Here is a 24,399-nt window from a genome sequence, read left to right as displayed (position 1 = left end):
CCGTTCCCTACGATGGCGCGGTGACCAGTACCGCGTCCTCCACGGACCCCCGGCAGGACCTGGCCCCGTACGACCAGCGGCCGTCGTGGCGGCAGCGGCTGCGCCGCTTCGGCCACGAGGCGGCCCCGGCCGGGCCCGCACGCGACGTACGCGACCGTCTGGTGCCCCCGTACGCGGAGCCCGGCCCCCGGCTGTGGGCCGCCCTCGGCATCCCGGCCCGGCCGGCCGGCATCGTCGCGCGCTGGTCGGGCTGGCTCGGCCCGCTGCTGGTCACGCTGCTGGCCGGCGTGCTGCGGTTCTGGCACCTGGGCAGCCCGAGGGCGGTGATATTCGACGAGACGTACTACGCCAAGGACGCGTGGGCGATCGTCCACCGCGGCTTCGAGGTCAACTGGGACAAGAACGCCAACGACCTGATCCTGAGCAGCGGCGGCCACCTCGCCGTGCCGTCCGACGCGGCGTACGTCGTGCACCCGCCGGTCGGGAAGTACGTCATCGGCCTGGGCGAGCTGATGTTCGGGTTCGACCCGTTCGGCTGGCGCTTCATGACGGCGCTGCTGGGCACGCTCTCCGTGCTGATGCTGTGCCGGATCGGCCGCCGGCTGTTCCGCTCCACGTTCCTCGGCTGCCTGGCGGGCACGCTGATGGCGGTGGACGGGCTGCACTTCGTGATGAGCCGGACCTCGCTGCTCGACGGCGTGCTGATGTTCTTCGTCCTGGCGGCGTTCGGCTGTCTGCTGATCGACCGCGACAGGTCCCGGGCGAGACTGGCCGCCGCGCTGCCGGTGGACGCCGACGGCCGGGTGCGGCCGCACGCGCGCATCGCCGAGACCGCCCGGCTGGGCCCGCGCCCTTGGCGCTGGGCGGCCGGCCTGATGCTGGGCCTGGCGGCCGGCACCAAGTGGAACGGCCTCTACATCATGGTCGCGTTCTGCGTGATGGCCGTGCTGTGGGACGTCGGCGCCCGCCGGGTGGCCGGCGCCCGCCGCCCGTACGTGGCCGTGCTGCTGCGCGACACGGGCATCACGTTCCTGGCGACGGTCCCGGTGGCGATCGCCGTCTACCTGCTCTCCTGGCTCGGCTGGATCCTCTCCCCCACCGACGGCACCGGCGGCTACTTCCGCAACTGGGCGGCCACCGACGGCAAGGGCGGCTCCTTCACCTTCCTGCCGGACTGGGTGCGCAGCCTGTGGCACTACGAGCACGAGGTCTACAAGTTCCACGTCGGCCTGTCCTCGCCGCACACCTACCAGTCCAACCCGTGGAGCTGGATCATCGACGCCCGCCCGGTGTCGTACTTCTACGAGTCCCCCGCGCCCGGCACCGCCGGCTGCCCGGCCGACGCCGGCGACAAGTGCGCCCGCGAGGTCCTCGCCCTCGGCACGCCGATGCTGTGGTGGGCCGCCTGCGCGGCGCTGGTGTACGTCCTGTGGCGCTGGTTCTTCCGCCGCGACTGGCGCGCGGGCGCCATCGCCTGCGGCGTCGCGGCCGGCTACCTGCCCTGGTTCATGTACCAGGAGCGGACGATCTTCTTCTTCTACGCCGTCGTCTTCGTCCCGTTCCTCTGCCTCGCGGTCACGATGCTCATCGGCGCGATCATCGGCCCGCCGGGCGCCTCCGACACCCGCCGCGTGGCCGGCGCCACGGGCGCGGGCGTCCTGGTCCTCCTGATCGCCTGGAACTTCATCTACTTCTGGCCCCTGTACACCGGCACGGCGATCCCGATCCAGGACTGGCGGGCGCGGATGTGGCTGGACACCTGGGTCTAAGGGCTGTCCCACAATCCCTGGTGGATCAGGGCGCGGCGGCCGGCCGCGCCCTCGTGGTCGTCGTAGGTCGCCCCGGCCGCCCTCGTACGGCCCGGAGGCGGCCCGGAGGAGCCGGCATGAGGGGCAGTGGTGGCACCGGCCACGCCGTTCACATACGTGGCTGAATACCGACCCCTCGGTCAGCCCGCTGATCTCCATTCGGACAACATTCCGGAAACAGCGGTCCCGGAAGGCTCGGATTCCGCATACAGTTCAAGGCGCACATGGTCTTTGAACGCGTTCAACAATATGCGGGCGAAGGCTTCAGGGGAGGGAAACGGGGAGGGAGCGCTCGGATGCGCAAGGGGGCCAAGGCCGCCGTCGTCAGCGGTGTGGTGGTCGTGATGGTGGGCGGGGCCGCGTACGGCGGGTACCACCTGCTGACCACGCTGGACGGGGCGGCGGTCGTCGGCTCGCCCGAGCCCGTCAGGACCGGGCCGCCGAGCGCGGACGAGGTGAAGGACGCCTCGTCGAAGTTCTTCGCCGCCTGGGAGAAGGGCGACGCGGTCACGGCCGCCTCGTACACCAACTTCCCCGACGCGGCCCGGCCGCTGCTGTCGTCCTTCGGGCACGACGCGCACATCGGCCGGGTGAGGATCACGCCCGGCGCCGCCACCGGGACCACCGTGCCCTTCTCGGTCACGGCCACGGTGTCGTACGACGGCACGTCCAAGCCGCTCGCCTACCGCAGCCGGCTGACCGTCGTGCGCGGCACCAACAGCCACCGGCCACTGGTCGACTGGCAGCCCACGGTCGTCCACCCCGGCCTGCGCAAGGGCGACACGCTGGTCACCGGCGCGTCCGCCGCCCCGCCGATCGAGGCCGTCGACCGCGACGGCGCCGTGCTGACGAAGGAGAAGTACCCCTCGCTCGGGCCGATCCTGGACGAGTTGCGGGCCAAGTACGGCGACAAGTCGGGCGGCACCCCCGCGATCGAGCTGAGCATCCACCACGAGGACACCGACACCGCCGAGACTCCGCTCATCACCCTCGCCAAGGGCAGGGCGGGCAAGCTGCGCACCACGCTCAGCGCGAGCGCCCAGGCGGCGGCCGAGCAGGCGGTGCAGAAGTACTCCGAGTCCTCGGTGGTGGCCGTGAAGGCGTCCACCGGCGAGGTGCTGGCGGTCGCCAACCACCGCGAGGACGGCTTCAACGCGGCCTTCCTCGGGCAGCTGGCCCCCGGCTCCACGATGAAGATCGTCACCGCCGCCGCCCTCATCGACAACGGTCTCACCTCGGCGAGCGGGCCCGCGCCCTGCTACCCGGACGTGATGTGGGAGGGGCAGACCTTCCACAACCTCAAGGGCATGAAGCCGAACGAGCAGGCGACCCTCTCCGAGAGCTTCGCCCGCTCCTGCAACACCGCCTTCATCAAGTTCACCCCCAAGCTGGGCGCCGAGGCCCTCACCCGGGAGGCCCAGGACCGCTTCGGCCTCGGGCGCGACAACTGGAAGACCGGCATCCCGTCCTACGACGGCTCGGTGCCCCCGGTCAGCGGCCCCGACCAGGCGGCCGCCCTGATCGGCCAGGGCCAGGTGCAGATGAGCCCGCTGAACATGGCCTCGGTGACGGCCACCGCGCTCACCGGCCGCTTCCGGCAGCCGGTCCTCGTCTCCCCCGCACTCGACAACCGGGAGATCGCCCAGGCGAAGGGCCTGCCGGGCGCCACCTCCGCTCAGCTGCGGCAGATGATGAACCGCACCGCCACCACCGGCACCGGCGCCGTCGCGATGTCCGGGCTGAGCGGCGCCATAGGTGCCAAGACCGGCTCCGCCGAGGTCGACGGACAGGCCAAGTCGAACAGCTGGTTCACCGGCTACCGCAACGACGTGACGGCCGCCGCGATGACCCAGGAGGGCGGCCACGGCGGCGACGCGGCGGGCCCGATCGTGGCAGCGGTCCTGCGCGCGGCCGGCTGACGGCCGGCGGACGGAGCGGCTGAGGGCCGACGGACGGGTCCGGCCGGTTGAGGGCCCCTGCCCGACCGGCTGCTGGGCCGACCGGCCAGACCCCCGTGCACGGCGCTCCGGCCGGCCCGCGTGACGGGCTGGACGGCGCCCCCGGACCGCGGCCCGGGCGGCAGGGCGGACGGCACCGCGAGCGGCACTGCGGACGGCGCCCCGTTCGGCCCCTGGCAGCGGGCCCGGGCGACGCGCCCTGGAAGCGGTCTCAGACAGCGGTCTCAGGCAACGCTCCAGGTCGCGGTCCCGGGTGGTCCGTCAGCTGTGCGCCACCGCCGGCGTCTCCGCCGCCGAGTACGTCCGCCGCAGGAACCGCGTCAGCGTGCTGGTCTCGAACTGCACCACCGACACGCCCCCGGCGGAATGGAACTCGACCACGGCCTGCACCCGGCCGCACGGCCACACCCGCACCTCACCGGTGCCGGCCGGGGAGCGCAGCCCCTGTTCGAGCAGCGCGCGGGAGAAGGTCCACTCGTGCCGGTCGGGCAGCCTGACCCGGACCGACCTGGGTTCCTCGGGGTCGTAGCGCAGGACGACCGGCACGGCGCCGGGCTCGTCGCGCACCTCGTCGTCGGTGACTATGTGGGCTCGCGCGTACTGCTCGACTACCGGCATCGGATGACCCCTTACGCTCAGTGACCCCCACGAAAGCTGTCCATCCTCTTGCATCCCCGTTCTTTCCAATGTCGCACATTTCCCGGAGAGCGCTTCCTGAACCGTCCGTCGCCCACGAGGCACTCGCTCTTGCAACTCGTTCGCAACTGCCCGCTATCCTCGAACGGTGCATGTGCCTGACGGATTCATCAACGCCCCCACCTCCGCCGCCGCCGGTGTCGTAGCCGCCGGCGCCCTCGCCGTGAGCCTGCGCGGCGCCCGCCGGGAACTCGACGAGCGGACCGCGCCACTGGCCGGCCTGGTCGCCGCGTTCATCTTCGCGGTGCAGATGCTCAACTTCCCCGTCGCGGCCGGCACCAGCGGCCACCTCCTCGGCGGCGCCCTCGCGGCGATACTCGTGGGCCCCTACACCGGGGTCCTGTGCGTGTCGGTGGTCCTGCTGATGCAGGGCATCCTCTTCGCCGACGGCGGCCTGACCGCGCTCGGCGTCAACATCACCGACATGGCGATCACGACGACGGTCGTCGCGTACGCCGTCTTCCGCGGCCTGGTGAAGGTGCTGCCGCGCCGCCGCCGCTCGGTGACCGTCGCGTCCTTCGCGGCGGCCTTGCTCTCCGTCCCGGCCGCCGCGGTCGTCTTCACGCTGATCTACGCGATCGGCGGCACGACCGACGTGTCCATCGGCAAGGTCGCCACCGCCATGATCGGCGTGCACGTCCTCATCGGCGTCGGCGAGGCCGTGATCACCGCGCTGACCGTCGGCGCCGTGATCGCCGTGCGGCCGGACCTGGTGCACGGGGCGCGCGGCCTGGAGCAGCGCCTCAAGCTGCGGGTCAACGGCGAGCTCGTCGACGCGCCCGCCGCCGAGCCGGCCCCCGTCCCGGTCGCCGCCCGGTCACACCGCAAGGTGTGGATCACCGGTCTGGTCGCCTCCCTGATCCTCGCCGGCTTCGTCAGCTTCTACGCCTCCGCCAGCCCCGACGGCCTGGAGAAGGTCGCCCACGACAAGGGCATCGACCAGAAGGAGAAGCCGCACACCAACGAGGACTCCCCGCTCGCCGACTACGGCGTGAAGGACATCTCCGACGCCCGGCTGTCCGGCGGGCTCGCGGGCGTGATCGGCGTCGGCGTCACCGTCGTCGTCGGCAGCACCGTCTTCTGGATCGTGCGCCGGCGCCGTACGGACGCCGACGCCGCCGGGCCCTCCTCCGTCTCGCGGGCCGTCTGAGATGGGCGCGGGACACGCGCACCGGCTGTACCGGCACGGGCACTCGTCCGTGCACGGGCTGCCGCCGCACACCAAGCTCGCCGCCGCCTTCGCCTTCGTCGTGGTCGTGGTGTCGACCCCGCGCGAGGCGATGTGGGCGTTCGCCCTGTACGCCGTGCTGCTGGCCGTCGTCGCCGGCGCGGCCCGGGTGCCGGCCGGCTTCCTGCTGAAGCGGCTGCTGATCGAGGTGCCGTTCGTCGCGTTCGCGGTGCTGATGCCGTTCGTCGCCGAGGGCGAGCGGGTGCACGTCCTCGGGCTGTCGCTGAGCGTGAACGGCCTGTGGGGCGCCTGGAACGTGCTCGCCAAGGGCACCCTCGGCGTCGCCGCCTCAGTGCTGCTGGCCGCCACCACCGAACTGCGCGAACTGCTGCTCGGCCTGCAGCGGCTGAAGCTGCCCCCGCTGCTGGTGCAGATCGCCTCCTTCATGATCCGCTACGGCGACGTCATCACCGACGAGATGCGGCGGATGCGGATCGCCCGCGAGTCCCGCGGCTTCGAGGCGCGCGGGATGCGCCACTGGGGAGTGCTCGCCAAGTCGGCGGGCGCGCTGTTCATCCGCTCCTACGAGCGCGGCGAGCGGGTCCACCTGGCCATGGTCAGCCGCGGCTACGCCGGTTCGATGCCGGTCATCGACGAGGTGACCGCCTCCCGGGCCCAGTGGTCGTCCGCACTGGGCCTCCCCTGTGCCGCGCTCGTCGTCTGTCTGCTGGGATGGGTCCTGTGACTGCTTCTCTCGAGGTCTCGGGCCTCGCCTTCGCCTACCCAGACGGACACCAGGCCCTCTTCGGCGTGGACTTCGCGATCGAGCGCGGCGAGCGGGTGGCGCTGCTCGGCCCGAACGGCGCCGGCAAGACCACCCTCGTGCTGCATCTCAACGGCATCCTCGGCGGCGGCGCCGGCACGGTGACGGTGGCCGGACTGCCGGTCGGCAAGCGGCACATGGCCGAGATCCGGCAGAAGGTCGGCATCGTCTTCCAGGACCCGGACGACCAGCTGTTCATGCCGACCGTGCGCGAGGACGTGGCGTTCGGTCCGGCGGCGGCCGGGCTGAAGGGGCCGGAGCTGGAGGAGCGGGTGCGCACGGCCCTGGAGCGGGTCGGCATGGCGGAGTTCGCCGACCGCCCGCCGCACCACCTGTCCTTCGGGCAGCGCCGCCGGGTGGCGGTGGCGACCGTCCTCGCCATGGAGCCGGAGATCCTGGTCCTGGACGAGCCCTCCTCCAACCTGGACCCCGCCTCCCGCCGCGAACTGGCCGACATCCTGCGCTCGTTGGACGTGACCGTGCTCATGGTCACGCACGACCTCCCGTACGCGCTCGAACTGTGCCCGCGCGCGCTGATCCTCAGCGACGGCGTGATCGCGGCGGACGGTTCGACCGGCGAGCTGCTCTCCGACGACGCCCTGATGCGCGCCCACCGCCTGGAGCTGCCGTTCGGCTTCGACCCGCGCTCCGTGACGGCTCGCGCCTGAGCCCGCCCGCACACGCCCCCCGAGGAATCGCAGGCGGCACGCCCGTGTTCCACTCACTGTCGCAGGCGAGCGGCGGCTGCGGGTGATGAGTGACGGGAGTACGGACGTGGGCGTGGACGTGAACGGCACGGTGGCCGAGGGCTTCGAGCCGGTCCGGGAAGCGTTCGCGGAGAACTTCGCCGCGCGCGGCGAGCGAGGCGCGGCGGTCGCGGTGTACCGGGACGGGCACCGGGTCGTCGACCTGTGGGCCGGGACGCGGGACGTGGACGGCGCGGCTGACTCGGCTCCCTGGGAGCGGGGCACCGCGCAGATCGTGCGCTCGGCGACCAAGGGCGTCGCCGCCGCCGTGCTCCTGCTGCTGCACCAGCGCGGGCGGCTGGACCTGGACGCGCCGGTGGGGACGTACTGGCCCGAGTACAAGGCGGCGGGCAAGGAGCGGACGCTGGTGTGGCACCTGCTCGCCCACCGGGCGGGCGTACCGGCGCTGGACGTGCCGCTGACGCCCGAGCGGGCCGCCGATCCGGTGCTCGGCGCTGACGCCGTCGCCGCGCAGGCCCCGGCCTGGGAACCGGGAGCCGACCACGGTTACCACGCGCAGACGTACAGCTGGCTGACGGACGGGCTGGTGCGGCGGGTGACCGGACGGTCCGTCGGCGAGTGGATCGCGGACGAGATCGCCGGGCCGGCCGGCGCGGAGCTGTGGGTCGGCCTGCCCGAGGAGGAACGCCCCCGTGTGGGCCGGGTGGGCCCGGTCGAGCCCCCGGCCACGGAGAACGGCGGCCTGCGGACCCGCCCCAAGCGCGCGGTAGCCGAGGCCTACGCCGACCCCGGCTCCCTCACCAGCCGGTCCTTCGGCGCGATCACCCCGCACGCCGACGAGAACGACCCGGCCTACCGTTCCGCCGTGCTGCCCGCCTCCAACGGCATCGCGACCGCCGACGGCCTGGCCCGCTTCTACGCCTCGCTGATCGGCGACGTGGACGGCGGCGCCCGCCTGTTCACGCCCGAGACGATGGAGCGGGCGCGCGCGGAGGCCTCGGCGGGAGCGGACCGGGTCCTCGTCGTCCCCACCCGCTTCGGCCTCGGCTACATGCTGCACGGCGGCGCGTCGCCGCTGCTCGCCCCGGGCTCCTTCGGCCACCCCGGCCGCGGCGGCGCCCTCGGCTTCGCCGACCCGGAGTCGGGCGTCGCCTTCGGCTACGTCACCAACGGCTTCCGCACGAACGTGACGGCGGACCCGAGGGCGCAGGCCCTGGTCCGGGCGGTGCGAACCGCCACGGCGACGGCGGCTTAGCGGTCCGCGGGCGCGCGGGGCGCCTCACATGTGGATGGGCTGGGAGGTGCGACCCGAGGCCTGGTCGATCTCGCCGTGCGCCTTGGTGAGCAGCTGCTCGGCGAGTTCGTTGAGGGCGCGGGCGCCGGCGATCTCCTCACCGATCCGCGGCTGGTTGGAGTCGGTGCGGTGCCGGCTGGCGCTGCCGTGCGCGCGGACCGCGCTGCCGTCGGGCAGACGGACCATCGCCGCGGCTTTGGTGTGCTGGTCGTCCTCCTTGAACTCCAGCTCGACATGCCATCCCACTGCGGTATTCGTCGTGTCCATCGCCATGTCCATCACCTCCGGAACACCTGCTTCCAGGGTGCTCCTTTCCTGACCGGCGCGCAGCATCAGACCTCCGGCGGTTGGCCTCGGCCCCGGCCGGTGCGCGGCGCGGCGGGGCGGGGCGCCGGCCCGGCTGCTAGCCCGTGTGCAGCATCAGGCCGATGCCGGCGACCAGCAGCCCGGCCGCCGCGATGCGCGGCGCCCCGAAGCGCTCCTTGAAGAACAGCGCGCCGATGGCGGCGCCGACGAGGACGGACGACTCGCGCAGCGCCGAGACGGGAGCGAGGTCCGCTCCGGTCTGCGCCCACAGCACGAGTCCGTACGCCGTGACGGACAGGGCCGCGCCGAGCAGGCCGAGGGCGGCGTGCGGACGCAGCGCGGCCACCGTCCCCGCGCGCAGCCGGTACGCGGCCCAGGCGGGGACGACCGCCCCCTGGACCGCCATGAGCCAGGCGATGTAGCCGAGGGAGGTGCCGGAGGCGCGGACGCCGAGCCCGTCGACGACGGTGTACGCGGCGATGGACAGCCCGGTCGCCAGGGCGGCGCCGATCGCCCGCCAGTCGGGCCGCCGGCCGCGCAGTCCCCACAGCGCGACGCCGGTCAGCCCGGCGCACGACAGGGCGATGCCCGCCGTCGTCCAGCCGTCGGGCAGCTCGTGCGCGAAGACGGCCGCGAGGGCGGTGACGACCAGTGGCGCGGTGCCGCGCGCGATCGGATAGGCCTGCCCGAAGTCGCCGAGCCGGAAGGACGTCATCAACAGGGCGTAGTACACGACGTGGATCACCGCGGACGCGAGCAGGTACGGCCACGCCCCCGCCGCCGGCACGGGCGTGAACGCCGCGGCGACCCCGCCGATCAGCAGCCCGCCGCCGGAGATCAGCGCGAAGGCGACGAGCTTGTCCGGGATCCTGTGCGCGAGCGCGTTCCAGCAGGCGTGTGTGACCGCCGCCAACAGGACCGCGGCGGCCACCGGCGGGGTCACGAAGCGCGCTCGCGCACGTCCACGAGAGTGGCGCCGGCGTGCGCGACGAGGTCCTTCGGCTCGATCGGGAAGACGGTGTACGGCGTGCCGGCCGCCGCCCACACGAGGTCGTGCGCGAGCAGCGACCGGTCGGCGAGGACACGCGTCCGCGTCCGGTGCCCGAAGGGCGGCACGCCTCCGATGGCGTACCCGGTGGTCTCCCGTACGACATCGGCCCGGGCCCGGGTGACCTTCGCGGCCCCCAGCTCCGCCCGCACCCGCTCCACGTCCACTCGCGAGGCCCCGTCCATGAGCACGAGCACCGGCTCGGCGTCCGCCGCGAAGATCAGCGACTTGCAGATCTGACTCAGCTCGCACCCGACGGCGGCCGCGGCCTCGGCGGCGGTCCGGGTCGCCTCCGGGAACCGCCGGGTCCGCGCGAGCAGATCGTCGAGCCCGAGCCCCCGCAGAGCCTCGGCGAAACGGGGGTGGGCGCCGGACCCTCCGGCGTCGGTGTCGGCTGCGGTCGTCATGGGGGCACGGTACGTCATCGCCGAGGAAGCCCTCACGGGGTTTTCCCCCGCCTCTTCGGGGCCCGGGACCACCCGGCGGGGCACGGCACACGGCCTCCACCGCCGACACGGCCGTCCGGCTGTTCCGGCCGCGGCTCACCCGGGGGTGTGTACGGCCGAACGGCCGGCGAGGGCCCGTGCGGGGTCCTCACCGGCCGTTCGGCCGCCGGAGGCGGGGTGTCAGGCGTGGACCAGTTCGCGGTCCTCGTCGGCGTCCTTCTCGCGCAGGCCCTCACCCTCCACGTCGACGTTGGGCAGGGCGCGCTCCAGCCAGGCCGGGAGCCACCAGGCGCGGCGGCCGAGCAGCGCCAGGACCGCCGGGACGATGGCCATGCGGACGATGAACGCGTCGAAGAAGACCGCGATCGCCAGGCCGAAGCCGATCATCTTGATCATCGACTCGCTGGAACCGATGAAGCCGGAGAAGACGGCGATCATGATGACCGCGGCGGCCGTCACGACCCGCGCGCCGTGCCGGAAGCCGGTCACGACCGCCTGCGTCGGCTTCTCGCCGTGGACGTACGCCTCGCGCATCCGGGTCACGAGGAAGACCTCGTAGTCCATGGCGAGACCGAAGACGACGCCCACCATGAAGATCGGCATCATCGACATGACCGGTCCGGTCTGCTCCACGCCCATCAGGCCGGACAGCCAGCCCCACTGGAAGACCGCGACCACGGCGCCGAGCGCGGCCAGCACCGAGAGCAGGAAGCCGAGCGCCGCCTTCAGCGGGACCAGGATCGAGCGGAAGACCACGATCAGGAGGAGGAAGGCGAGGCCGACGACCAGCGCCAGGTACGGGACCAGGGCGTCGTTCAGCTTCTGCGAGACGTCGATGTTCATGGCCGTGGACCCGGTGACCAGCACCTCGGCGTCCGTCTTGGCCTTGATGCCGTCGCCCGCGTCGCGGATGGCGTGGACCAGGTCCTCGGTGGTGGTGGAGGACGGCTTGGAGTTGGGGACGACGGTGACCGTGGCGGTGTCGCCGGCCTTGTTGGGCTGTGCCGGGGTGACGGTGACGACGTCCTTGAGGCCCTTGATCTCGTCGGTCACCTCGGTGAAGGCGGCCTTCGGGTGGGCGCTGTCCTTGGCGTCGACGACGACCATCAGCGGGCCGTTGAAGCCGGGGCCGAAGCCCTCGGAGAGCAGGTCGTAGGCGCGGCGCTGGGTGGTGGAGACGGGCTGGGAGCCGTCGTCGGGCAGGCCCAGCTCCAGGGAGGCGGCGGGGACCGCGGCGGCGCCCAGGCCGATCACGCCGAGCAGCAGCACGGCGACGGGCCGGCGGACGACGAAGCTCGCCCAGCGGGTGCCCATGTTCGGCCCGGCCGGCTTCCTGGCGGCGCGCGCGCCACCGAGCAGCTTGCTCTTCTCGCCGGCCGGCTTGACCCTGCGGCCGGCGTAACCGAGCAGGGCCGGGATCATGGTCAGGGCGATCAGGACGGCGATGAAGACCGTGCCGGCCGCGGCGATGCCCATCTTCGTCAGCATCGGGATGTTGACGACGGACAGGCCGACCAGGGCGATGACGACGGTCAGGCCCGCGAAGACCACCGCCGAGCCGGCGGTGCCGACGGCGCGGCCGGCGGCCTCCTCGCGGGAGCGGCCCTCGGCCAGTTCGGCGCGGTAGCGGGAGACGATGAACAGCGCGTAGTCGATGCCGACCGCGAGGCCGATCATCGAGGCCAGGGTGGAGGTGGTGGTGCCCAGGTCGAGGGCGCTGGCGAGGGCGGTGACCGTGGAGACGCCGATGCCGACGCCGATGATCGCGGTCAGCAGCGGCAGACCGGCGGCGAGCAGCGAGCCGAAGGTGATGACGAGGACGACGGCCGCGATGGCGATGCCTATGACCTCGGTGGCGCCGGTCTCGGGCGCCGCGTTGAGCGCGTCACCGCCGATCTCCACCGTGAGCCCGGCCTTGCGCGCGTCGTCCGCGGCGTCCTGCAGCGCGGTGCGGGAGGAGTCCTCCAGCTCCATGCCGGAGACCTTGTACTTCACCGACGCGTAGGCGATGGTGCCGTCCTTGCTGACGGCGTGGCCGGCGTAGGGGTCGGCGACGGAGGCGACCTCGGAGCCGGCGGACAGCTCCTTGACCGTCTTCTTCACGGTCGCCTTGTTGCCGACGTCGGTCATCTTCTCGCCGCCGGGCGCCTTGAACACCACGCGCGCGGTCGCGCCGTCGGCGCTCGCCCCGGGGAAGCGCTGTTCCAGCAGGTCGAAGGCCTTCTGCGCCTCGGTGCCGGGGATGGAGAAGGACGTGTTGCCCGCGGGGGGCGCGGAGGCGGCGCCGACGCCCGCGAGCGTCAGCAGCGCCACCCAGATCAGGGCGACGAAGTGCCGTCGTCGGAAGGCGAGACGGCCTATTTTGTACAGGAACGTGGCCACTTGGGCGTACTCCCGGTCAGTCGTTGGGTGGTACTTGGGCAGGGTTGATCAGCCCGACGACGTGAGCGGTGACGTCAGAAGGTGGGCTTACTGGGGAGTGGGTGTCAGCAGGTCGGCACGCCGAGGGCGGGGAGGACCACGGCGTCGATGTACGAACGGAGGAACTCCTGGGTCGGGGGCTGGTCCTCCATCAGCGTCCGGACGACGAAGCCGCCGGCCATCATGTGCACGACGAAGTCCAGTGCGGGGCAGTCCGCCCGCACCTCGCCCCGCTCGACGGCCCGCCGCAGCATCCGGTGGAAGGCGGCCGTCTCCGGCTCGATGAGCTGTTCCCGGAAGGCCTGTCTGAGGTCGGGGTTGTTGTGCACCGCCATGGCCAGGCCCCGCATCAGCGCGGAGTTCTGCTCCATGGTGCAGTCGTCCTCACCGGCGACCAGGGAGTGCAGGTCGCCGCGGAGGGAGCCGGTGTCGGTCCCGTCCGTCTTCCCGGGCTTGTTGTGCCGTACGGCCTTCACCACCAGCTCGGCCTTGCCGCCCCACTGGCGATAGAGCGTGGCCTTGCTGGATCGGGTGCGGGCGGCGACGGCGTCCATGGTGAGGGCGTCGTAGCCGACCTCGCGGAGCAGGTCGAGCACGGCCGCGTACAGCTCGGCCTCGCGCTCGGGCGTGATGCGGCTCCGACGCGTGGTCGCCATCTCGCTCATCCCGCCCTCCTTCCCGCTCCGCTCCGAACGACACGGTTTCGTACACCACGAATGTAGCGCACCGCCACAACGAAACGAAACCGTTTCGTACGTGCGTTGGGTCACGTTCGTCGGTTCCGCATAAGTTGCTGCGCTCCAGCCCCGGGCGAAAGCTGGATTGGTGAGCTATCTGCGCCTGCCGCACATCAGCGGCGACCTGCTGTGCTTCGTGGCCGAGGACGATCTGTGGCTGGCCCCGCTCGACGGAGCGGGCCGGGCCTGGCGGCTCACCGTGGACCGCACCAAGACCGGCCACCCGCGTTTCTCCCCCGACGGCCGCCACATCGCCTACACCAGCTGGCGCAGCCTCGCGCCCGAGATCCACCTCGTCCCGGTGGACGGCGGGCCCGGCCGGCAGCTGACGTACTGGGGCAGCTCCGACACCCGGGTGTGCGGCTGGTCCCCACCCGACGAGATCGGCGGCGCGGAGATCCTCGCCGTCACCTCGCAGGGCGAGCCGTTCTCCTACTTCACCTGGGCCTACAAGGTCGCCACCGACGGCTCCCCCGGCCGCAAACTGCCCTGGGGGCCGGTCTCCGACCTCCAGGCCGCCGACGTCGACGGCGAGCGCAGGAGCCTGCTGCTGACCGGCACCCCGCCGCACGAACCCGCCTCCTGGAAGCGCTACCGGGGCGGCGCGACGGGCCGGCTGTGGCTGCACGGACAGCGGCTGCTGCCCGACCTCGGCGGCCATCTGGCCTGCCCCCTGTTCGTCGGCGGCCGGATCGCCTTCCTCTCCGACCACGAGGGCGTCGGCAACCTCTACTCGTGCGCCTACGACGGCTCCGACCTGCGCCGCCACACCGACCACGACGCCTTCTACGCCCGGCACGCCGCCGGCGACGGCACCCGGGTCGTCTACCAGTGCGCGGGCGACCTGTGGCTCGTGGACGACCTGTCCGCGAACTCGCGGCCGCGAAAGCTGGAGGTGCGGCTGAGCGGGCCGCGGGCGGGGCGCCGCCGCTACCCGGTGCCGGCCGCCCAGCACGTGGACGGCATCTCCGTCGACGAGACGGGCCGGGCCAGCGCCGTGGTCGTACGGGGTTCGCTGTACTGGCTGACGCATCGCGACGGGCCCGCGCGCACGATCAGCGACACCCCCGGCGTACGGGTCCGGCTGCCGGAGATGCTCGGCGCGAGCGGGCGGATCGCCTACGTCACCGACGCGGGCGGCGAGGACGCCGTCGAGATCGCCGACCTGCCGCGCGCCACCGGGGCCCGCCCGCCGCGCCGGCTCGCCTCCGGCGAACTGGGCCGCGTCCTGGAGATGGTCTCCGACCCGGACGGGGAACGCCTCGCCCTCGCCTCCCACGACGGCCGCCTGCTGCTGGTCGACGTGTCGGAGGAGGCGGAAAGCGGCGGGGGCGTGGGGGACCTTCTGCGGGCGGGGGACGGGGAGGGCGACGAGGCGGGAGCCGGGGGCGCGGTGAGCGAAGGGGGCGCGGAGGGGGACGGTGGGGGCGGTGGGGCTGAGGAGGCTCGCGACGAGGCTGGGGAGCTTGGCGAGCCCGGACAGGCTGGTGGCAGCGAGAAGCCTGGCGGGGCTGGTGGGGCTGAGAAACCTGTCGGGGCTGGTGGGGTTGGGGAGTCCGCCGTGGCGGAAGCTCCGGAGGGGGCGCGAGGCGCCGGAGAGGTCGAGGCCGCCGACGGGGCCGGGACGTCCGAGGTCTCCGACGGAACCGCACCGGTCGGCGGGGTCGGCGCCTCCGGACCTGCCGCCGGGGCCGGAACCACGGAGCCCCCCGGCGAAGCCCGAGCCCCCGGCGGAGCCGGCACCCCCGCACCCCCGGGCGAAGCCCCGGCCGCCAGCGGAGCCGAACCCCCCGCCGCACCCCCCGGAGGGCTCGTCACCGAGTTGGTGCGGTCGGAGAACGGGCCCGTGCGGGACCTCGCGTTCTCCCCGGACGGGGCCTGGGTCACCTGGTCGCAGCCGGGCATCGGCCGCTCGCTGCGGCAGATCAGGATGGCCCGCATCAAGGACCGTACGGTCGTCGACGTCACCGACGGCCGCTTCGAGGACGAGAACCCGGTCTTCACCCGCGACGGCCGCTACCTCGCCTTCCTGTCCTGGCGCGGCTTCGACCCGGTGTACGACGTGCACACCGGGGACCTGTCCTTCCCGCTGGGCTGCAAGCCCTACCTGCTCCCGCTGTCCTCCGCGACCCCCTCCCCCTTCGCCCTCACCGCCGAGGGCCGCCCGGCGGCCGGCGGGCTGGACCCGGTGGAGGACGAGGAGACCGGCGAGCCGGGCGCGGTGACCGTGGAGGTGGAGGGCCTGGAGAACCGGGTGACGCCGTTCCCGGTCACCGCCTCCAAGTACTCCGCGCTGCACCCGGTCGCCGGTGGCGGCCTGGTCTGGCTGCGCTGGCCCATCTCCGGCGCGCTCGGCGAGACGTTCGCCAACCCCAACGACATGACCGGTCGGCCGACGCTGGAGCACTTCCACATCAGCAAGGCGAAGAAGTCCGAACTCGTGGGCCACCTCGACTGGTTCACGATCAGCGGGGACGGCACCCGGCTGGTCGTCGTGGACGAGGGCGACCTGCGGGCGGTCCCCTCCACCGAACTCGGCGACAGCGACACCACGACCTGGATCGACACCCGCCGGATCCTGCACACGGTCGACCCGCCCGCCGAGTGGCGCCAGGCCTACGAGGAGGCGGGCCGGCTCATCCGGGACTACTTCTGGGATCCGGGGATGTGCGGCATCGACTGGACCGGTGTGCTCGCGCAGTACCGCCCGCTGGTCGAACGCGTCGCCTCCCCCGACGAGTTCGCCGACCTGCTGCGCGAGGTCCTCGGCGAACTGGGCACCTCCCACGCCTACGTCGCCGCCGCCCGCCGCAACGAGGGCCCGCCGCACTACCAGCGCTGGCAGGGCCTGCTCGGCGCCGACCTCGTACGCCGCGACGCCGGCTGGGTGGTCAAGCGGATCCTGCCCGGCGACTCCTCCGACTCCCGCGCCCGTTCGCCGCTGGCCGGCACCGGCATCCGCGACGGCGCCGTGCTGACCCACGTGGACGGCCGCCCGGTGGACCCGCTGACGGGACCGTTCCCGCTGCTGGCCGGGTCCGGCGCCACGACCGTGGAGCTGACGTTCACGACGGCGGACGGCGACGGCCCCTCCCGCCGGGTCGCGGTCGTGCCCCTGATCGACGACCGGCCGCTGCGCTACCAGGACTGGGTGGCCAAACGCCGTGCCGTGACCCGGGAGTTGAGCGACGGACGGTGCGGTTACCTGCACATCCCCGACCTAGGCGGCTCCGGCTGGGCGCAGTTCAACCGGGACGTGCGCATGGAGATGTCCCGCCCGGCGCTGATCGTCGACGTGCGCGGCAACGCGGGCGGCCACATCAGCGAGCTGGTCATCGAGAAGCTCACCCGCACCATCCTCGGCTGGGACCTGACCCGCGACGCCCAGCCCGTGTCGTACGCCTCGAACGCGCCGCGCGGACCCATCGTCGCCCTCGCCGACGAGGCGACCTCCTCCGACGGCGACATGATCACGGCGGCGATCAGACTGCTCAAGCTCGGGCCGGTGGTCGGCCAGCGCACCTGGGGCGGAGTGGTCGGCATGACCGGCCGGCACCGCCTCGGCGACGGCTCGGTGATCACGGTCCCGATGAACGCGGCCTGGTTCGACGCGTACGGCTGGTCCGTCGAGAACCACGGCGTCGCACCCGACGTGGAGAGCCTGCGGACGCCGCTGGACTGGGCCGAGGGCCGCCACCGGGAGATGGACGACGCCATCGAACTCGCCCTGGAACTCCTCGCGGCCAACCCGCCCGCCACCCCGCCGGACTACCGGGACACCCCCGACCTCGCCCGCCCCCCGCTCCCCCCGCGCGACGCCTCGCCCGACGCGTAGGCGACGCACGACGCGCAGGCATCGCCCGGCGCGAGAAAAGGGGAGGGGCGCCACCCAGGGCACCCCGCAGGCGCGCGAGACACACGCGAGCGCGCCGGACACAGGGACCCGTAGGTAGGCGCGCGGGGCACAGGGCACACGTGAGCGCGGGGCACAGGGCACACGTGAGCGCGGGGCGCCCTGTCGCACAGGGCACCCCGCGCCGTCCCGGACGAGCCGAGCAGACGGACGACCGGTTACCGGTCGAAGTCCTCGTCGAGGCGGTCGTCCAGCTCGTGCGTGTCGTCGATGTTCTGACGACCCCGCTCGCGCGGCTGCGACGCACGCTGGCCGGCCTGGCCGGCCTTCTCACGGGCCGGCTGCTGACCCTGCTGCTGGCCCTGCTGCCGGCCCTGCTGGGCCTTCCGCTGCAGCTGCTCGGCCTGGTCCTGGATCTTGTCCTTCATGCCCATGCTGTTTCACTCCTGTGTGGGTGAGTCGATCCCCAAGTGGGTGAGGGGATCGGGCTCGACCAGATTCACACGGGCGGTGACCCTGCGCATGTCGATCAACGACGGTGCGTGACCGGGACCTTCCGCTCCTGCTCGTCGGCCGCGCCCCCGGCCCCCACCAGCCCGATCCGCATCCCGCTCACCCGGTCCGCGAACCGCCGCATCTCCCGCTGCCCCACGGTCCCGATGACGGCGGGCAGGTACCCGCGCACGCCCTGCATCCCGCGCAGCCACCACTGCCCGTACACATGGGCCGCACGCCGCTCGACGCCGTCCACGATCCGGTCCACGGCAGGGCCCAGCGGGTAGGTCTTGTTGGACGGCCACGGCAGCCGCTGCCGCAACTCCCGCATCACGTCGTCCTGGTCGGCCCCGCGCACCATGTCGGTGTCGGTCCAGGACAGGTACGCCACGCCCACCCGCACCCCCTGGTGGCCGACCTCGGCGCGCAGGCTGTGCGCGTACGCCTCCACACCGGACTTGGAGGCGCAGTACGCCGACATCATCGGCGCGGGGGTGATCGCGGCGAGCGAGGCGATCTGCAGCAGGTAACCGCGGCTCTCGGTGAGCGCGGGCAGGAACGCCCGGCCGGTGACCGCCGAACCGATCAGGTTGACCTCGATCACCCGCCGCCAGGCCTCCGGGTCGGAGTCGACGAACGGACCGCCGGTCGCCACACCGGCGTTGGCGACCACGATGTCCACCCGCCCGAAGTGCTCCTTGACCTCCGCCGCGACCCGGGCCATCGCCTCGTGGTCGGTGACGTCGGCGTGCCAGTGGGCGCTCTCTCCGTGCAGCCGCTCCGAGAGCTGCTTGAGCGCGTCCGGCTCCAGGCCGACCAGCGCCACCTTCGCGCCGCGCGCGGACAGTTTGCGCGCGAGCAGCTCGCCGACGCCGCGCGCGGCGCCCGTGACGACCGCTACCTGCCCCTCCAGGCTGACCCTGCTCATGCGCCCTCTCCGATCCGTGCGTCGTCGTTGTCGTTGCCGTCGTTGCCGGTGCCGTGGGGGCTCGCGTAGTCCGTGACGAGCTCCCGGATCTTCGCGGTGATCCGCTCGGGCGCCTCCATGGGCGTCATGTGGCCGAGGCCGGGCAGCTCGGTCAGGCCGACGCACTGCGGCAGCGCGGCGGCCAGCGCGCGGGCGTGCACGGGCGGGGTCAGCCGGTCGGCCGTGCCCACGATCACCGCGGCCGGCACCCTCAACTGCCTTACGCCCTCGTCGAGATCGAGCAGGTCGAGCACCTGTGACCAGGCGTGGCGCACCCGGCGCGGGCAGGCGTGCACGATCCGCGCGCACGCCTCGACCGCGTGCGGCGCCGTGCCGGCGCCCATCGTGCCGTACTTGAGGATGCGCAGGGCGAGCGGTGTGACGGGGCCGAGCGGCGCCCGGGAGCCGAGGACGCGGCGGGTCAGCCAGGTGCGCGGCCGGCCGGCCCGGATCGGTACGACGGTCGACTCGGCGACCAGCCGGGAGGCGCCGGTGCTGCACAGCAGGACGGCCGCGGCGTGCGCGTGGAAGCCGGGCCGGCCGGCGGCGGCCATGACCGTCATGCCGCCCATCGAGTGGCCCGCGATCACCGCCTTTTCGCCGGGGGCGAGGGTGGCGGCGAGCACCGCCTCCAGGTCGTCGGCGAGCTGCTCCGTGCCGCACGACCGGCTCGCCGGGCTGCGTCCGTGGCCGCGCTGGTCGTAGGCGATGACGCGGTGGTCGACGGCCAGATCCCGTATCTGCGCGGCCCAGAAGGCGGTGGAGCAGGTCCAGCCGTGGGCGAGCACGACGGCGGGGGCGCCCTGCGGACCGTGCACCTCGACGTGCAGCCGGGCGCCGTCCGCGGAGACGACGGTGAGTTCGCGGGCGGCCGCGGGAGGGGCGTACGGGCCGAAGGCGAGGGGGGCCGGGCGGCTCACGCGCCCACCTCCACCTGCGGGCCGGCGTCGTCGGCGCCGTCGCCCTTGCCCTCGGCCCCGGCCGGACCCGCCTTGCCCGAAGCGCTCTTCGCGCTCTTCGCGGCACGGGTGCCGGCCGCGCTCGCGGCGCTCTCCGTGCTCGCGGCGCCCTCACCGCTCTCCGCGACCTCGCTCACCGCGGGCCGCACGACCTCGTACTCGGCGAGGTCCACGTGCCGGGTGGCGCGGCGGAACTCGGTCGTCGTGCCGGGCCAGATGGTGGTGTTGCGGCCACTGGCGTCCAGGTACCAGCTGGTGCAGCCGCCGGTGTTCCACACCGTGCGCTTCATGCGCTCCTGCACCTTGCGGTTCCAGTCGTTCACCGCGCTCGGCCGGGCGTCGAGGGCGACCCGGCCTCCGAGGACGTTCAACTGCCGCAGGTAGTCGGCCATGTAGTTCAGCTGGGACTCGATCATGAGGATCATCGAGGAGTTGCCGAGGCCGGTGTTGGGGCCGATGATCGTCATCCAGTTGGGGAAGCCGGCCGCCGCCGCGCCGCGCAGCGCGGCCATGCCGCCCTTCCAGGTCTCCGCGAGCGTACGGCCCTCCGCGCCGACGACCCGCTCGGCGATCGGCATGTCGGTGACGTGGAAGCCGGTGCCGAAGATGATCGCGTCGACCTCGGTCTCGGTGCCGTCGGCGGCCACGACGGTGGAGCCGCGGACCTCGCTCAGGCCGCTCGCGACGACGTCCACGTTGTCCTGCGCGAGCGCCGGATAGTAGGTGCTGGACAGCAGGATCCGCTTGCAGCCGATGCGGTAGTCCGGGGTGAGCTTGGCGCGCAGCTCCGGGTCCTTGATCGCGCGGGCCATGTTGCGCTTGGCCAACTGCTCGACGAAGCCGAGCTCGTCGGGGCGCTTGGTGAACGCCTGGACCTGCAACTCCCTGATGCCCCAGAGCAGTCCGCGGCGCAGCTGGGTGGTCACCGGCAGCGCGCGGTGCAGCGAGCGCTCCAGGCCGCTGACGGCGCGGTCCATGCGGGGCATCACCCACGCCGGGGTGCGCTGGAAGAGGGTGAGCCGGGCGACCTCGGGCTGGATGGAGGGCACGATCTGGATGGCGGAGGCGCCGGTGCCGATCATGGCGACGCGCTTGCCGGCGAGGTCGTAGTCGTGGTCCCAGCGCGCGGAGTGGAAGACCTTGCCGGGGAAGGTGTCCAGGCCCGGGATGTCGGGGACCTTCGGGTCGGACAGCGGGCCGGTGGCGGAGACCACGACGTCGGCGGACCAGTTCCCGCCGGTGGTCTCGATGTGCCAGCGCAGCAGCTCCTTGTCCCAGGTCATCTTCTTGACCTCGGAGTTGAGACGCAGGTGCGGGCGGAGCCGGAAGACGTCGGCGACGTGCTCCAGGTAGGCGCGGATGTGCTGCTGGCCGGAGAAGGTGCGCGGCCAGTCGGGGTTGGGCGCGAAGGAGAACGAGTAGAGGTGCGAGGGCACGTCGCAGGCGCACCCCGGATAGCTGTTGTCGCGCCAGGTGCCGCCGACGCTGCCGGCCCGTTCCAGGACGACGAAGTCGGTGATGCCTTCCCGGCGCAGCCGCACGGCGGCGCCCAGCCCGCCGAAGCCGGACCCGATCACCGCCACCCGCACATGCCCGTTCCCGTGCTCCTGCTCGGCCATTGAGCGCCCCTCCATGACTCGCCTACAGCGACACGCCTCCGGCGCGATCCACGCCGGCCTCCAACGACTCTGCCAGTGAACACTGGCGCAATGGTGAGCGTAGAGGAGGTCCGTACCGATCGGTAGGGGTGCGCCAAGGAAAGTTACCGGCGGTACAACATAGGCTGCCGGTGTGGCAGAAGACGCTGGACGAGACGACGGAGCGGGCGGCGGCCCACGCGAGTACCGCATGGAGGAGCTGGCCCGGCTGGCCGGCATCACCGTGCGCACCCTGCGCTTCTACCGCGAGCGCAAGCTGATCCCGCCGCCCCGCCGCGAAGGCCGCATCGCCTGGTACGACGACCACCACCTGGCCCGGCTGCGCACCATCTCGGCCCTCCTGGAGCGCGGCCACACCCTCAACGGCATCGCCGAGCTGGCCGAGGCCTTCGACCACGGCCGCGACGTGGGCGACCTGCTGGGCCTGGGCGCCCCCACCGAGGAGACCCCGGTCCGCCTCACCCCCGAAGAACTCGCCGACCACTTCGCGGGCGAGGTCACCGCGGAGAACCTGGCCGCCGCGATGGACCTCGGCTACCTGGGCACCGACGGCGACGAGATCGTCCACATCAGCCGCCGCCTGCTGGACGTCTCCGCCGCCCTGGTCCGCGAGGGCATCCCGCTCGCCGAGGTCCTGGCCGCGGGCCACCGCGTCCGCGCACACGCCGAGGCCCTGGCCGAGCTCTTCGCCGACCTGGTCACCCGCCACGCCCCCGACAGCGACCTCGGCCGCCTGCGCCCCCTGGCCAAGAGCGTGGTGGACGCCGAACTCTCGATGGCCCTGGACCGGCGGCTGAGCGAGGAGCCGTAGCGAAGGCGGGGCCGGCCGGCCTCAGAGGTCGTAGACGACCGTCACCGGGGCGTGGTCCGACCAGCGTTCGGCATGCGTGGCCGCCCGCTCGACGAACCCCTTGACGGCCTTGGCGGCGAGCCCCGGAGTGCTCACGTGGAGGTCGATCCTCCACCCCGCGTCGTTGTCGAAGGCCCGTCCCCGGTACGACCACCAGGTGTACGGACCCTCGGTGTCCGGGTGCAGGGAACGGAGGACGTCGACGTAGCCGCCGGCCTCGGGGGCGAAGACCTGGCTCAGCCAGTCGCGCTCCTCGGGCAGGAAGCCGGAGTTCTTCAGGTTGCCGCGCCAGTTCCTCAGGTCGGCCTGCTGGTGGGCGATGTTCCAGTCGCCGCAGACCAGGACCTCGCGGCCGTCGGCGGCGGCCCGCTCGCGCAGCTCCTTGAGGTAAGCGAGGAACTCGCCCATGAAGCGGATCTTCTCGTCCTGGCGCTCGGTGCCGACCTCGCCGGAGGGGAGGTAGAGGGAGGCGACCGTCACACCCGGCAGGTCGGCCTCGACGTAACGGCCGCCGCCGTCGAACTCGGTCGAGCCGAAGCCCACCCGGACGCTGTCGGGCTCACGGCGGGTGTAGAGGGAGACGCCGGCGCGGCCCTTGGCGGCGGCGGGCGCGTGCAGCACGTGCCAGCCCTCGGGCGCGCGTACGGGTGCGGGCAGCTGCTGCGGCTCGGCGCGCACCTCTTGCAGGCACAGCACATCGGCGCCGGTCCGGGCGAGCCACTCGACGAAACCCTTCTTCGCGGCGGCGCGCAGTCCATTGACGTTGGCGGAGGTCACAGTCAGCACCCGGGCACCTTACCGGCACACTGGACGGGGTCTCGCGAGAGACCGGCCCCAGGGCCTCCCCCCCCCCCGACTGCATTGATATACGGTAATCAACATGTTTATTCGCCCCGTCCCGTTCGACCACCCGGACGCCGTCAAGCTCAACGACGAGGTCCAGGCCGAGTACCACGTCCGCTACGGCGACGGCGGCGACGCCACGCATTTGGACCCGGCCGACTTCCGGCCGCCGGGCGGCGTGTACCTGATCGCCTACGACGAGGACGGCACCCCGGTCGCCACGGGCGGCTGGCGCAGCCAGGACAGGAACGACGAGGGCAACGAGGACGGCGACGCCGAGCTGAAGCGCATGTTCGTCGTCGAGGGCATGCGCGGCCGCGGACTCGCCCGCCGCATCCTGGCCGCCCTGGAGGACGACGCCCGCGAGGCGGGCCGCACCCGCATGGTCCTGGAGACGGGCACCAAGCAGCCCGAGGCCGTCGCCCTGTACACCTCCAGCGGCTACGAGCCGTGCGGCAAGTTCGGCTACTACCGCTTCCACGAGGAGAGCCTCTGCTACGCCAAGCCGCTGCGGTGACGCCCGGCGTCCCGCACCGTGTGCGGTGGACGGAGCGCCCGGCGTCCTGACGGATCGCGCCACCGGCCGCCGCCGGGCGACTGCGGGCCCTCCCCGAAACGGAACCCCAGGGCGTGCGTCAGGTCCAGCACCAGGTCTTCCGCGAACGGGTCCGCCTCGGCGGCGAGCACCGCGGCCACCGCGTCGGCGTCCGGGACGCGGCCGGCCTCTCTCGCCCAGTCGGCCGCGAGGGGGACGGCCTCCCTGTTCCGGTCCGGCGACCGCTCCGGAGCGCCGTAGGAGTCCCGTGCCGTCCGCGGTGACAGCACGCACTCCCATCCCGACCCCTTCGGGCCGACCGCCTCCACCGCCGCCACATCGCTGTCGAAGACATGGGCGACCAGCACCGGGGCCCCGGTGTCCCGCACGATCGACTCGGCGGGCCTGCCGCCGCCGTGGAGCCGAACGATCTGCCAGGCGCCGTCGCGCGCCGACCAGGACGGATCACCGCCCGCCTGTCGCACCGCGGGCAGCTCCGCCAGCGGGCCGTCGCACCGGGCCACCACGAAAGATCCGAAGAATCCCATGCGCCGGGATGCTACGAGCCGCCACTGACAACGCCTCTTCCCCGGCCGCCGGGAGCAGTTGCCGCGCTTCACCGCCGGACGACACGTCAAAGCCCCGGTCGGGAGATCCCGACCGGGGCTTTGAGCTGCGTGGACCTGAGGGGATTTGAACCCCTGGCCCCCTCGATGCGAACGAGGTGCGCTACCGGACTGCGCCACAGGCCCTTGCAACGAGTGAAACTCTAGCATCCTCAACCGGGTGGTTGGAAATCCGCTCCCGGGCTGGTCAGCGGCGGGACC

General features: G+C 73.0%; 21 protein-coding genes and 1 tRNA gene. 9 read left to right on the top strand and 13 right to left on the bottom strand.

Annotated features, from left to right (window positions below; all coding sequences use genetic code 11):
- Nucleotides 1–20 precede the first annotated feature (20 nt).
- Both ACH5A8_RS17920 and ACH5A8_RS17915 read left to right on the top strand, forming a co-directional pair.
- Nucleotides 21–1,769, top strand: a complete 1,749-nt coding sequence (locus tag ACH5A8_RS17920) for a dolichyl-phosphate-mannose--protein mannosyltransferase (protein WP_399002957.1) — start codon at nucleotides 21–23, stop codon at nucleotides 1,767–1,769.
- 335 nt (nucleotides 1,770–2,104) lie between these two features.
- Nucleotides 2,105–3,727 carry a penicillin-binding transpeptidase domain-containing protein gene (locus ACH5A8_RS17915; protein ID WP_399002955.1) on the top strand — a complete coding sequence of 541 codons (1,623 nt, stop codon included), beginning with the start codon at nucleotides 2,105–2,107 and terminating at the stop codon, nucleotides 3,725–3,727.
- 300 nt (nucleotides 3,728–4,027) lie between these two features.
- Here ACH5A8_RS17915 and ACH5A8_RS17910 read toward each other — a convergent pair whose 3' ends face one another.
- Nucleotides 4,028–4,384, bottom strand: coding sequence for an SsgA family sporulation/cell division regulator (locus ACH5A8_RS17910; protein WP_399002953.1), 357 nt, complete (start codon nucleotides 4,382–4,384; stop codon nucleotides 4,028–4,030).
- 166 nt (nucleotides 4,385–4,550) lie between these two features.
- Here ACH5A8_RS17910 and ACH5A8_RS17905 point away from each other — a divergent pair, with 166 nt between their 5' ends.
- The 4 genes from ACH5A8_RS17905 (at nucleotide 4,551) to ACH5A8_RS17890 (ending at nucleotide 8,415) form a co-directional block, all read left to right on the top strand.
- On the top strand, nucleotides 4,551–5,612 hold the full coding sequence (locus tag ACH5A8_RS17905) for an energy-coupling factor ABC transporter permease (RefSeq protein ID WP_399002951.1): 1,062 nt from the start codon (nucleotides 4,551–4,553) through the stop codon (nucleotides 5,610–5,612).
- A 1-nt stretch (nucleotide 5,613) separates the two neighbouring features.
- Nucleotides 5,614–6,375, top strand: coding sequence for a cobalt ECF transporter T component CbiQ (gene cbiQ, locus ACH5A8_RS17900; protein ID WP_399002949.1), 762 nt, complete (start codon nucleotides 5,614–5,616; stop codon nucleotides 6,373–6,375).
- A complete protein-coding gene (locus tag ACH5A8_RS17895; protein WP_399002947.1) occupies nucleotides 6,363–7,121 on the top strand; it encodes an energy-coupling factor ABC transporter ATP-binding protein in 759 nt (252 codons plus the stop codon). The genes cbiQ and ACH5A8_RS17895 overlap by 13 nt, the downstream gene beginning before the upstream one ends.
- 85 nt (nucleotides 7,122–7,206) lie before the next feature.
- A complete protein-coding gene (locus ACH5A8_RS17890) occupies nucleotides 7,207–8,415 on the top strand; it encodes a serine hydrolase domain-containing protein (RefSeq protein ID WP_399002945.1) in 1,209 nt (402 codons plus the stop codon).
- Between the two features lie 24 nt (nucleotides 8,416–8,439).
- On the opposite strand, the gene ACH5A8_RS17885 is transcribed toward ACH5A8_RS17890, so the two are convergent.
- From ACH5A8_RS17885 to ACH5A8_RS17865, 5 genes are all read right to left on the bottom strand, one after another.
- Nucleotides 8,440–8,721, bottom strand: coding sequence for a DUF1876 domain-containing protein (locus ACH5A8_RS17885; RefSeq protein ID WP_399002943.1), 282 nt, complete (start codon nucleotides 8,719–8,721; stop codon nucleotides 8,440–8,442).
- A gap of 136 nt (nucleotides 8,722–8,857) precedes the next feature.
- On the bottom strand, nucleotides 8,858–9,703 hold the full coding sequence (locus ACH5A8_RS17880; protein ID WP_399002942.1) for an EamA family transporter: 846 nt from the start codon (nucleotides 9,701–9,703) through the stop codon (nucleotides 8,858–8,860).
- The gene (locus ACH5A8_RS17875; RefSeq protein WP_399002940.1) at nucleotides 9,700–10,215 is read right to left on the bottom strand and encodes a YbaK/EbsC family protein; all 516 of its coding nucleotides are present in this window, start codon (nucleotides 10,213–10,215) and stop codon (nucleotides 9,700–9,702) included. The genes ACH5A8_RS17880 and ACH5A8_RS17875 overlap by 4 nt, the downstream gene beginning before the upstream one ends.
- A gap of 219 nt (nucleotides 10,216–10,434) precedes the next feature.
- A complete protein-coding gene (locus ACH5A8_RS17870; RefSeq protein ID WP_399002938.1) occupies nucleotides 10,435–12,636 on the bottom strand; it encodes an MMPL family transporter in 2,202 nt (733 codons plus the stop codon).
- A 104-nt stretch (nucleotides 12,637–12,740) separates the two neighbouring features.
- Entirely contained in the window at nucleotides 12,741–13,340 is a 600-nt protein-coding gene (locus ACH5A8_RS17865; RefSeq protein ID WP_399002936.1) for a TetR/AcrR family transcriptional regulator, read from the bottom strand.
- Nucleotides 13,341–13,500: 160 nt separating this feature from the next.
- On the opposite strand from ACH5A8_RS17865, the gene ACH5A8_RS17860 reads away from it, so the two are divergent.
- Nucleotides 13,501–17,247: a S41 family peptidase gene (locus ACH5A8_RS17860; RefSeq protein WP_399002934.1), complete on the top strand. Its 3,747-nt coding sequence runs from the start codon at nucleotides 13,501–13,503 to the stop codon at nucleotides 17,245–17,247.
- Between the two features lie 236 nt (nucleotides 17,248–17,483).
- Here ACH5A8_RS17860 and ACH5A8_RS17855 read toward each other — a convergent pair whose 3' ends face one another.
- The 4 genes from ACH5A8_RS17855 to ACH5A8_RS17840 form a co-directional block, all read right to left on the bottom strand.
- Nucleotides 17,484–17,699, bottom strand: a complete 216-nt coding sequence (locus ACH5A8_RS17855; protein ID WP_399002932.1) for a hypothetical protein — start codon at nucleotides 17,697–17,699, stop codon at nucleotides 17,484–17,486.
- A gap of 95 nt (nucleotides 17,700–17,794) precedes the next feature.
- Nucleotides 17,795–18,688 (bottom strand): SDR family oxidoreductase, encoded by an 894-nt coding sequence (locus tag ACH5A8_RS17850; protein WP_399002930.1) that lies wholly within the window; start codon nucleotides 18,686–18,688, stop codon nucleotides 17,795–17,797.
- Entirely contained in the window at nucleotides 18,685–19,647 is a 963-nt protein-coding gene (locus ACH5A8_RS17845; RefSeq protein ID WP_399002928.1) for an alpha/beta fold hydrolase, read from the bottom strand. The genes ACH5A8_RS17850 and ACH5A8_RS17845 overlap by 4 nt, the downstream gene beginning before the upstream one ends.
- On the bottom strand, nucleotides 19,644–21,305 hold the full coding sequence (locus ACH5A8_RS17840) for a flavin-containing monooxygenase (protein WP_399002926.1): 1,662 nt from the start codon (nucleotides 21,303–21,305) through the stop codon (nucleotides 19,644–19,646). Before ACH5A8_RS17840 ends, ACH5A8_RS17845 begins: the two co-directional genes overlap by 4 nt.
- A gap of 229 nt (nucleotides 21,306–21,534) precedes the next feature.
- Between ACH5A8_RS17840 and ACH5A8_RS17835 the strand changes: the two genes are divergently transcribed.
- Nucleotides 21,535–22,155 (top strand): MerR family transcriptional regulator, encoded by a 621-nt coding sequence (locus ACH5A8_RS17835; RefSeq protein ID WP_399003196.1) that lies wholly within the window; start codon nucleotides 21,535–21,537, stop codon nucleotides 22,153–22,155.
- Nucleotides 22,156–22,176: 21 nt separating this feature from the next.
- Here ACH5A8_RS17835 and ACH5A8_RS17830 read toward each other — a convergent pair whose 3' ends face one another.
- Nucleotides 22,177–22,980: an exodeoxyribonuclease III gene (locus ACH5A8_RS17830; RefSeq protein WP_399002923.1), complete on the bottom strand. Its 804-nt coding sequence runs from the start codon at nucleotides 22,978–22,980 to the stop codon at nucleotides 22,177–22,179.
- A gap of 94 nt (nucleotides 22,981–23,074) precedes the next feature.
- Between ACH5A8_RS17830 and ACH5A8_RS17825 the strand changes: the two genes are divergently transcribed.
- The gene (locus ACH5A8_RS17825) at nucleotides 23,075–23,554 is read left to right on the top strand and encodes a GNAT family N-acetyltransferase (RefSeq protein WP_399002921.1); all 480 of its coding nucleotides are present in this window, start codon (nucleotides 23,075–23,077) and stop codon (nucleotides 23,552–23,554) included.
- On the opposite strand, the gene ACH5A8_RS17820 is transcribed toward ACH5A8_RS17825, so the two are convergent.
- Together ACH5A8_RS17820 and ACH5A8_RS17815 are read right to left on the bottom strand one after the other, a co-directional pair.
- Nucleotides 23,533–24,120, bottom strand: coding sequence for a hypothetical protein (locus ACH5A8_RS17820; RefSeq protein WP_399002919.1), 588 nt, complete (start codon nucleotides 24,118–24,120; stop codon nucleotides 23,533–23,535). The genes ACH5A8_RS17825 and ACH5A8_RS17820 overlap by 22 nt on opposite strands.
- A 130-nt stretch (nucleotides 24,121–24,250) precedes the next feature.
- Nucleotides 24,251–24,324: transfer RNA gene (locus ACH5A8_RS17815), tRNA-Ala, on the bottom strand.
- Nucleotides 24,325–24,399: the final 75 nt, after the last annotated feature.

It is taken from the genome of Streptomyces sp. NPDC018610, from assembly GCF_044391765.1.
Classification (GTDB): Bacteria; Actinomycetota; Actinomycetes; order Streptomycetales; family Streptomycetaceae; genus Streptomyces.
Note: the sequence above shows the minus strand (reverse complement) of the source record. Positions and strands in the feature narration are given on the sequence as shown.

What these genes read in the sequence shown, in the direction of transcription:
- ACH5A8_RS17855 (WP_399002932.1), bottom strand. Translation starts at nt 17,699, where the DNA reads ATGGGCATGAAGGACAAGATCCAGGACCAGGCCGAGCAGCTGCAGCGG.
- ACH5A8_RS17840 (WP_399002926.1), bottom strand. Translation starts at nt 21,305, where the DNA reads ATGGCCGAGCAGGAGCACGGGAACGGGCATGTGCGGGTGGCGGTGATC.
- ACH5A8_RS17835 (WP_399003196.1), top strand. Translation starts at nt 21,535, where the DNA reads ATGGAGGAGCTGGCCCGGCTGGCCGGCATCACCGTGCGCACCCTGCGC.
- ACH5A8_RS17885 (WP_399002943.1), bottom strand. Translation starts at nt 8,721, where the DNA reads ATGGACACGACGAATACCGCAGTGGGATGGCATGTCGAGCTGGAGTTC.
- ACH5A8_RS17875 (WP_399002940.1), bottom strand. Translation starts at nt 10,215, where the DNA reads ATGACGACCGCAGCCGACACCGACGCCGGAGGGTCCGGCGCCCACCCC.
- ACH5A8_RS17890 (WP_399002945.1), top strand. Translation starts at nt 7,207, where the DNA reads ATGAGTGACGGGAGTACGGACGTGGGCGTGGACGTGAACGGCACGGTG.
- ACH5A8_RS17910 (WP_399002953.1), bottom strand. Translation starts at nt 4,384, where the DNA reads ATGCCGGTAGTCGAGCAGTACGCGCGAGCCCACATAGTCACCGACGAC.
- ACH5A8_RS17915 (WP_399002955.1), top strand. Translation starts at nt 2,105, where the DNA reads ATGCGCAAGGGGGCCAAGGCCGCCGTCGTCAGCGGTGTGGTGGTCGTG.
- ACH5A8_RS17820 (WP_399002919.1), bottom strand. Translation starts at nt 24,120, where the DNA reads ATGGGATTCTTCGGATCTTTCGTGGTGGCCCGGTGCGACGGCCCGCTG.
- ACH5A8_RS17850 (WP_399002930.1), bottom strand. Translation starts at nt 18,688, where the DNA reads ATGAGCAGGGTCAGCCTGGAGGGGCAGGTAGCGGTCGTCACGGGCGCC.
- ACH5A8_RS17825 (WP_399002921.1), top strand. Translation starts at nt 23,075, where the DNA reads ATGTTTATTCGCCCCGTCCCGTTCGACCACCCGGACGCCGTCAAGCTC.
- cbiQ (WP_399002949.1), top strand. Translation starts at nt 5,614, where the DNA reads ATGGGCGCGGGACACGCGCACCGGCTGTACCGGCACGGGCACTCGTCC.
- ACH5A8_RS17865 (WP_399002936.1), bottom strand. Translation starts at nt 13,340, where the DNA reads ATGAGCGAGATGGCGACCACGCGTCGGAGCCGCATCACGCCCGAGCGC.
- ACH5A8_RS17895 (WP_399002947.1), top strand. Translation starts at nt 6,363, where the DNA reads ATGGGTCCTGTGACTGCTTCTCTCGAGGTCTCGGGCCTCGCCTTCGCC.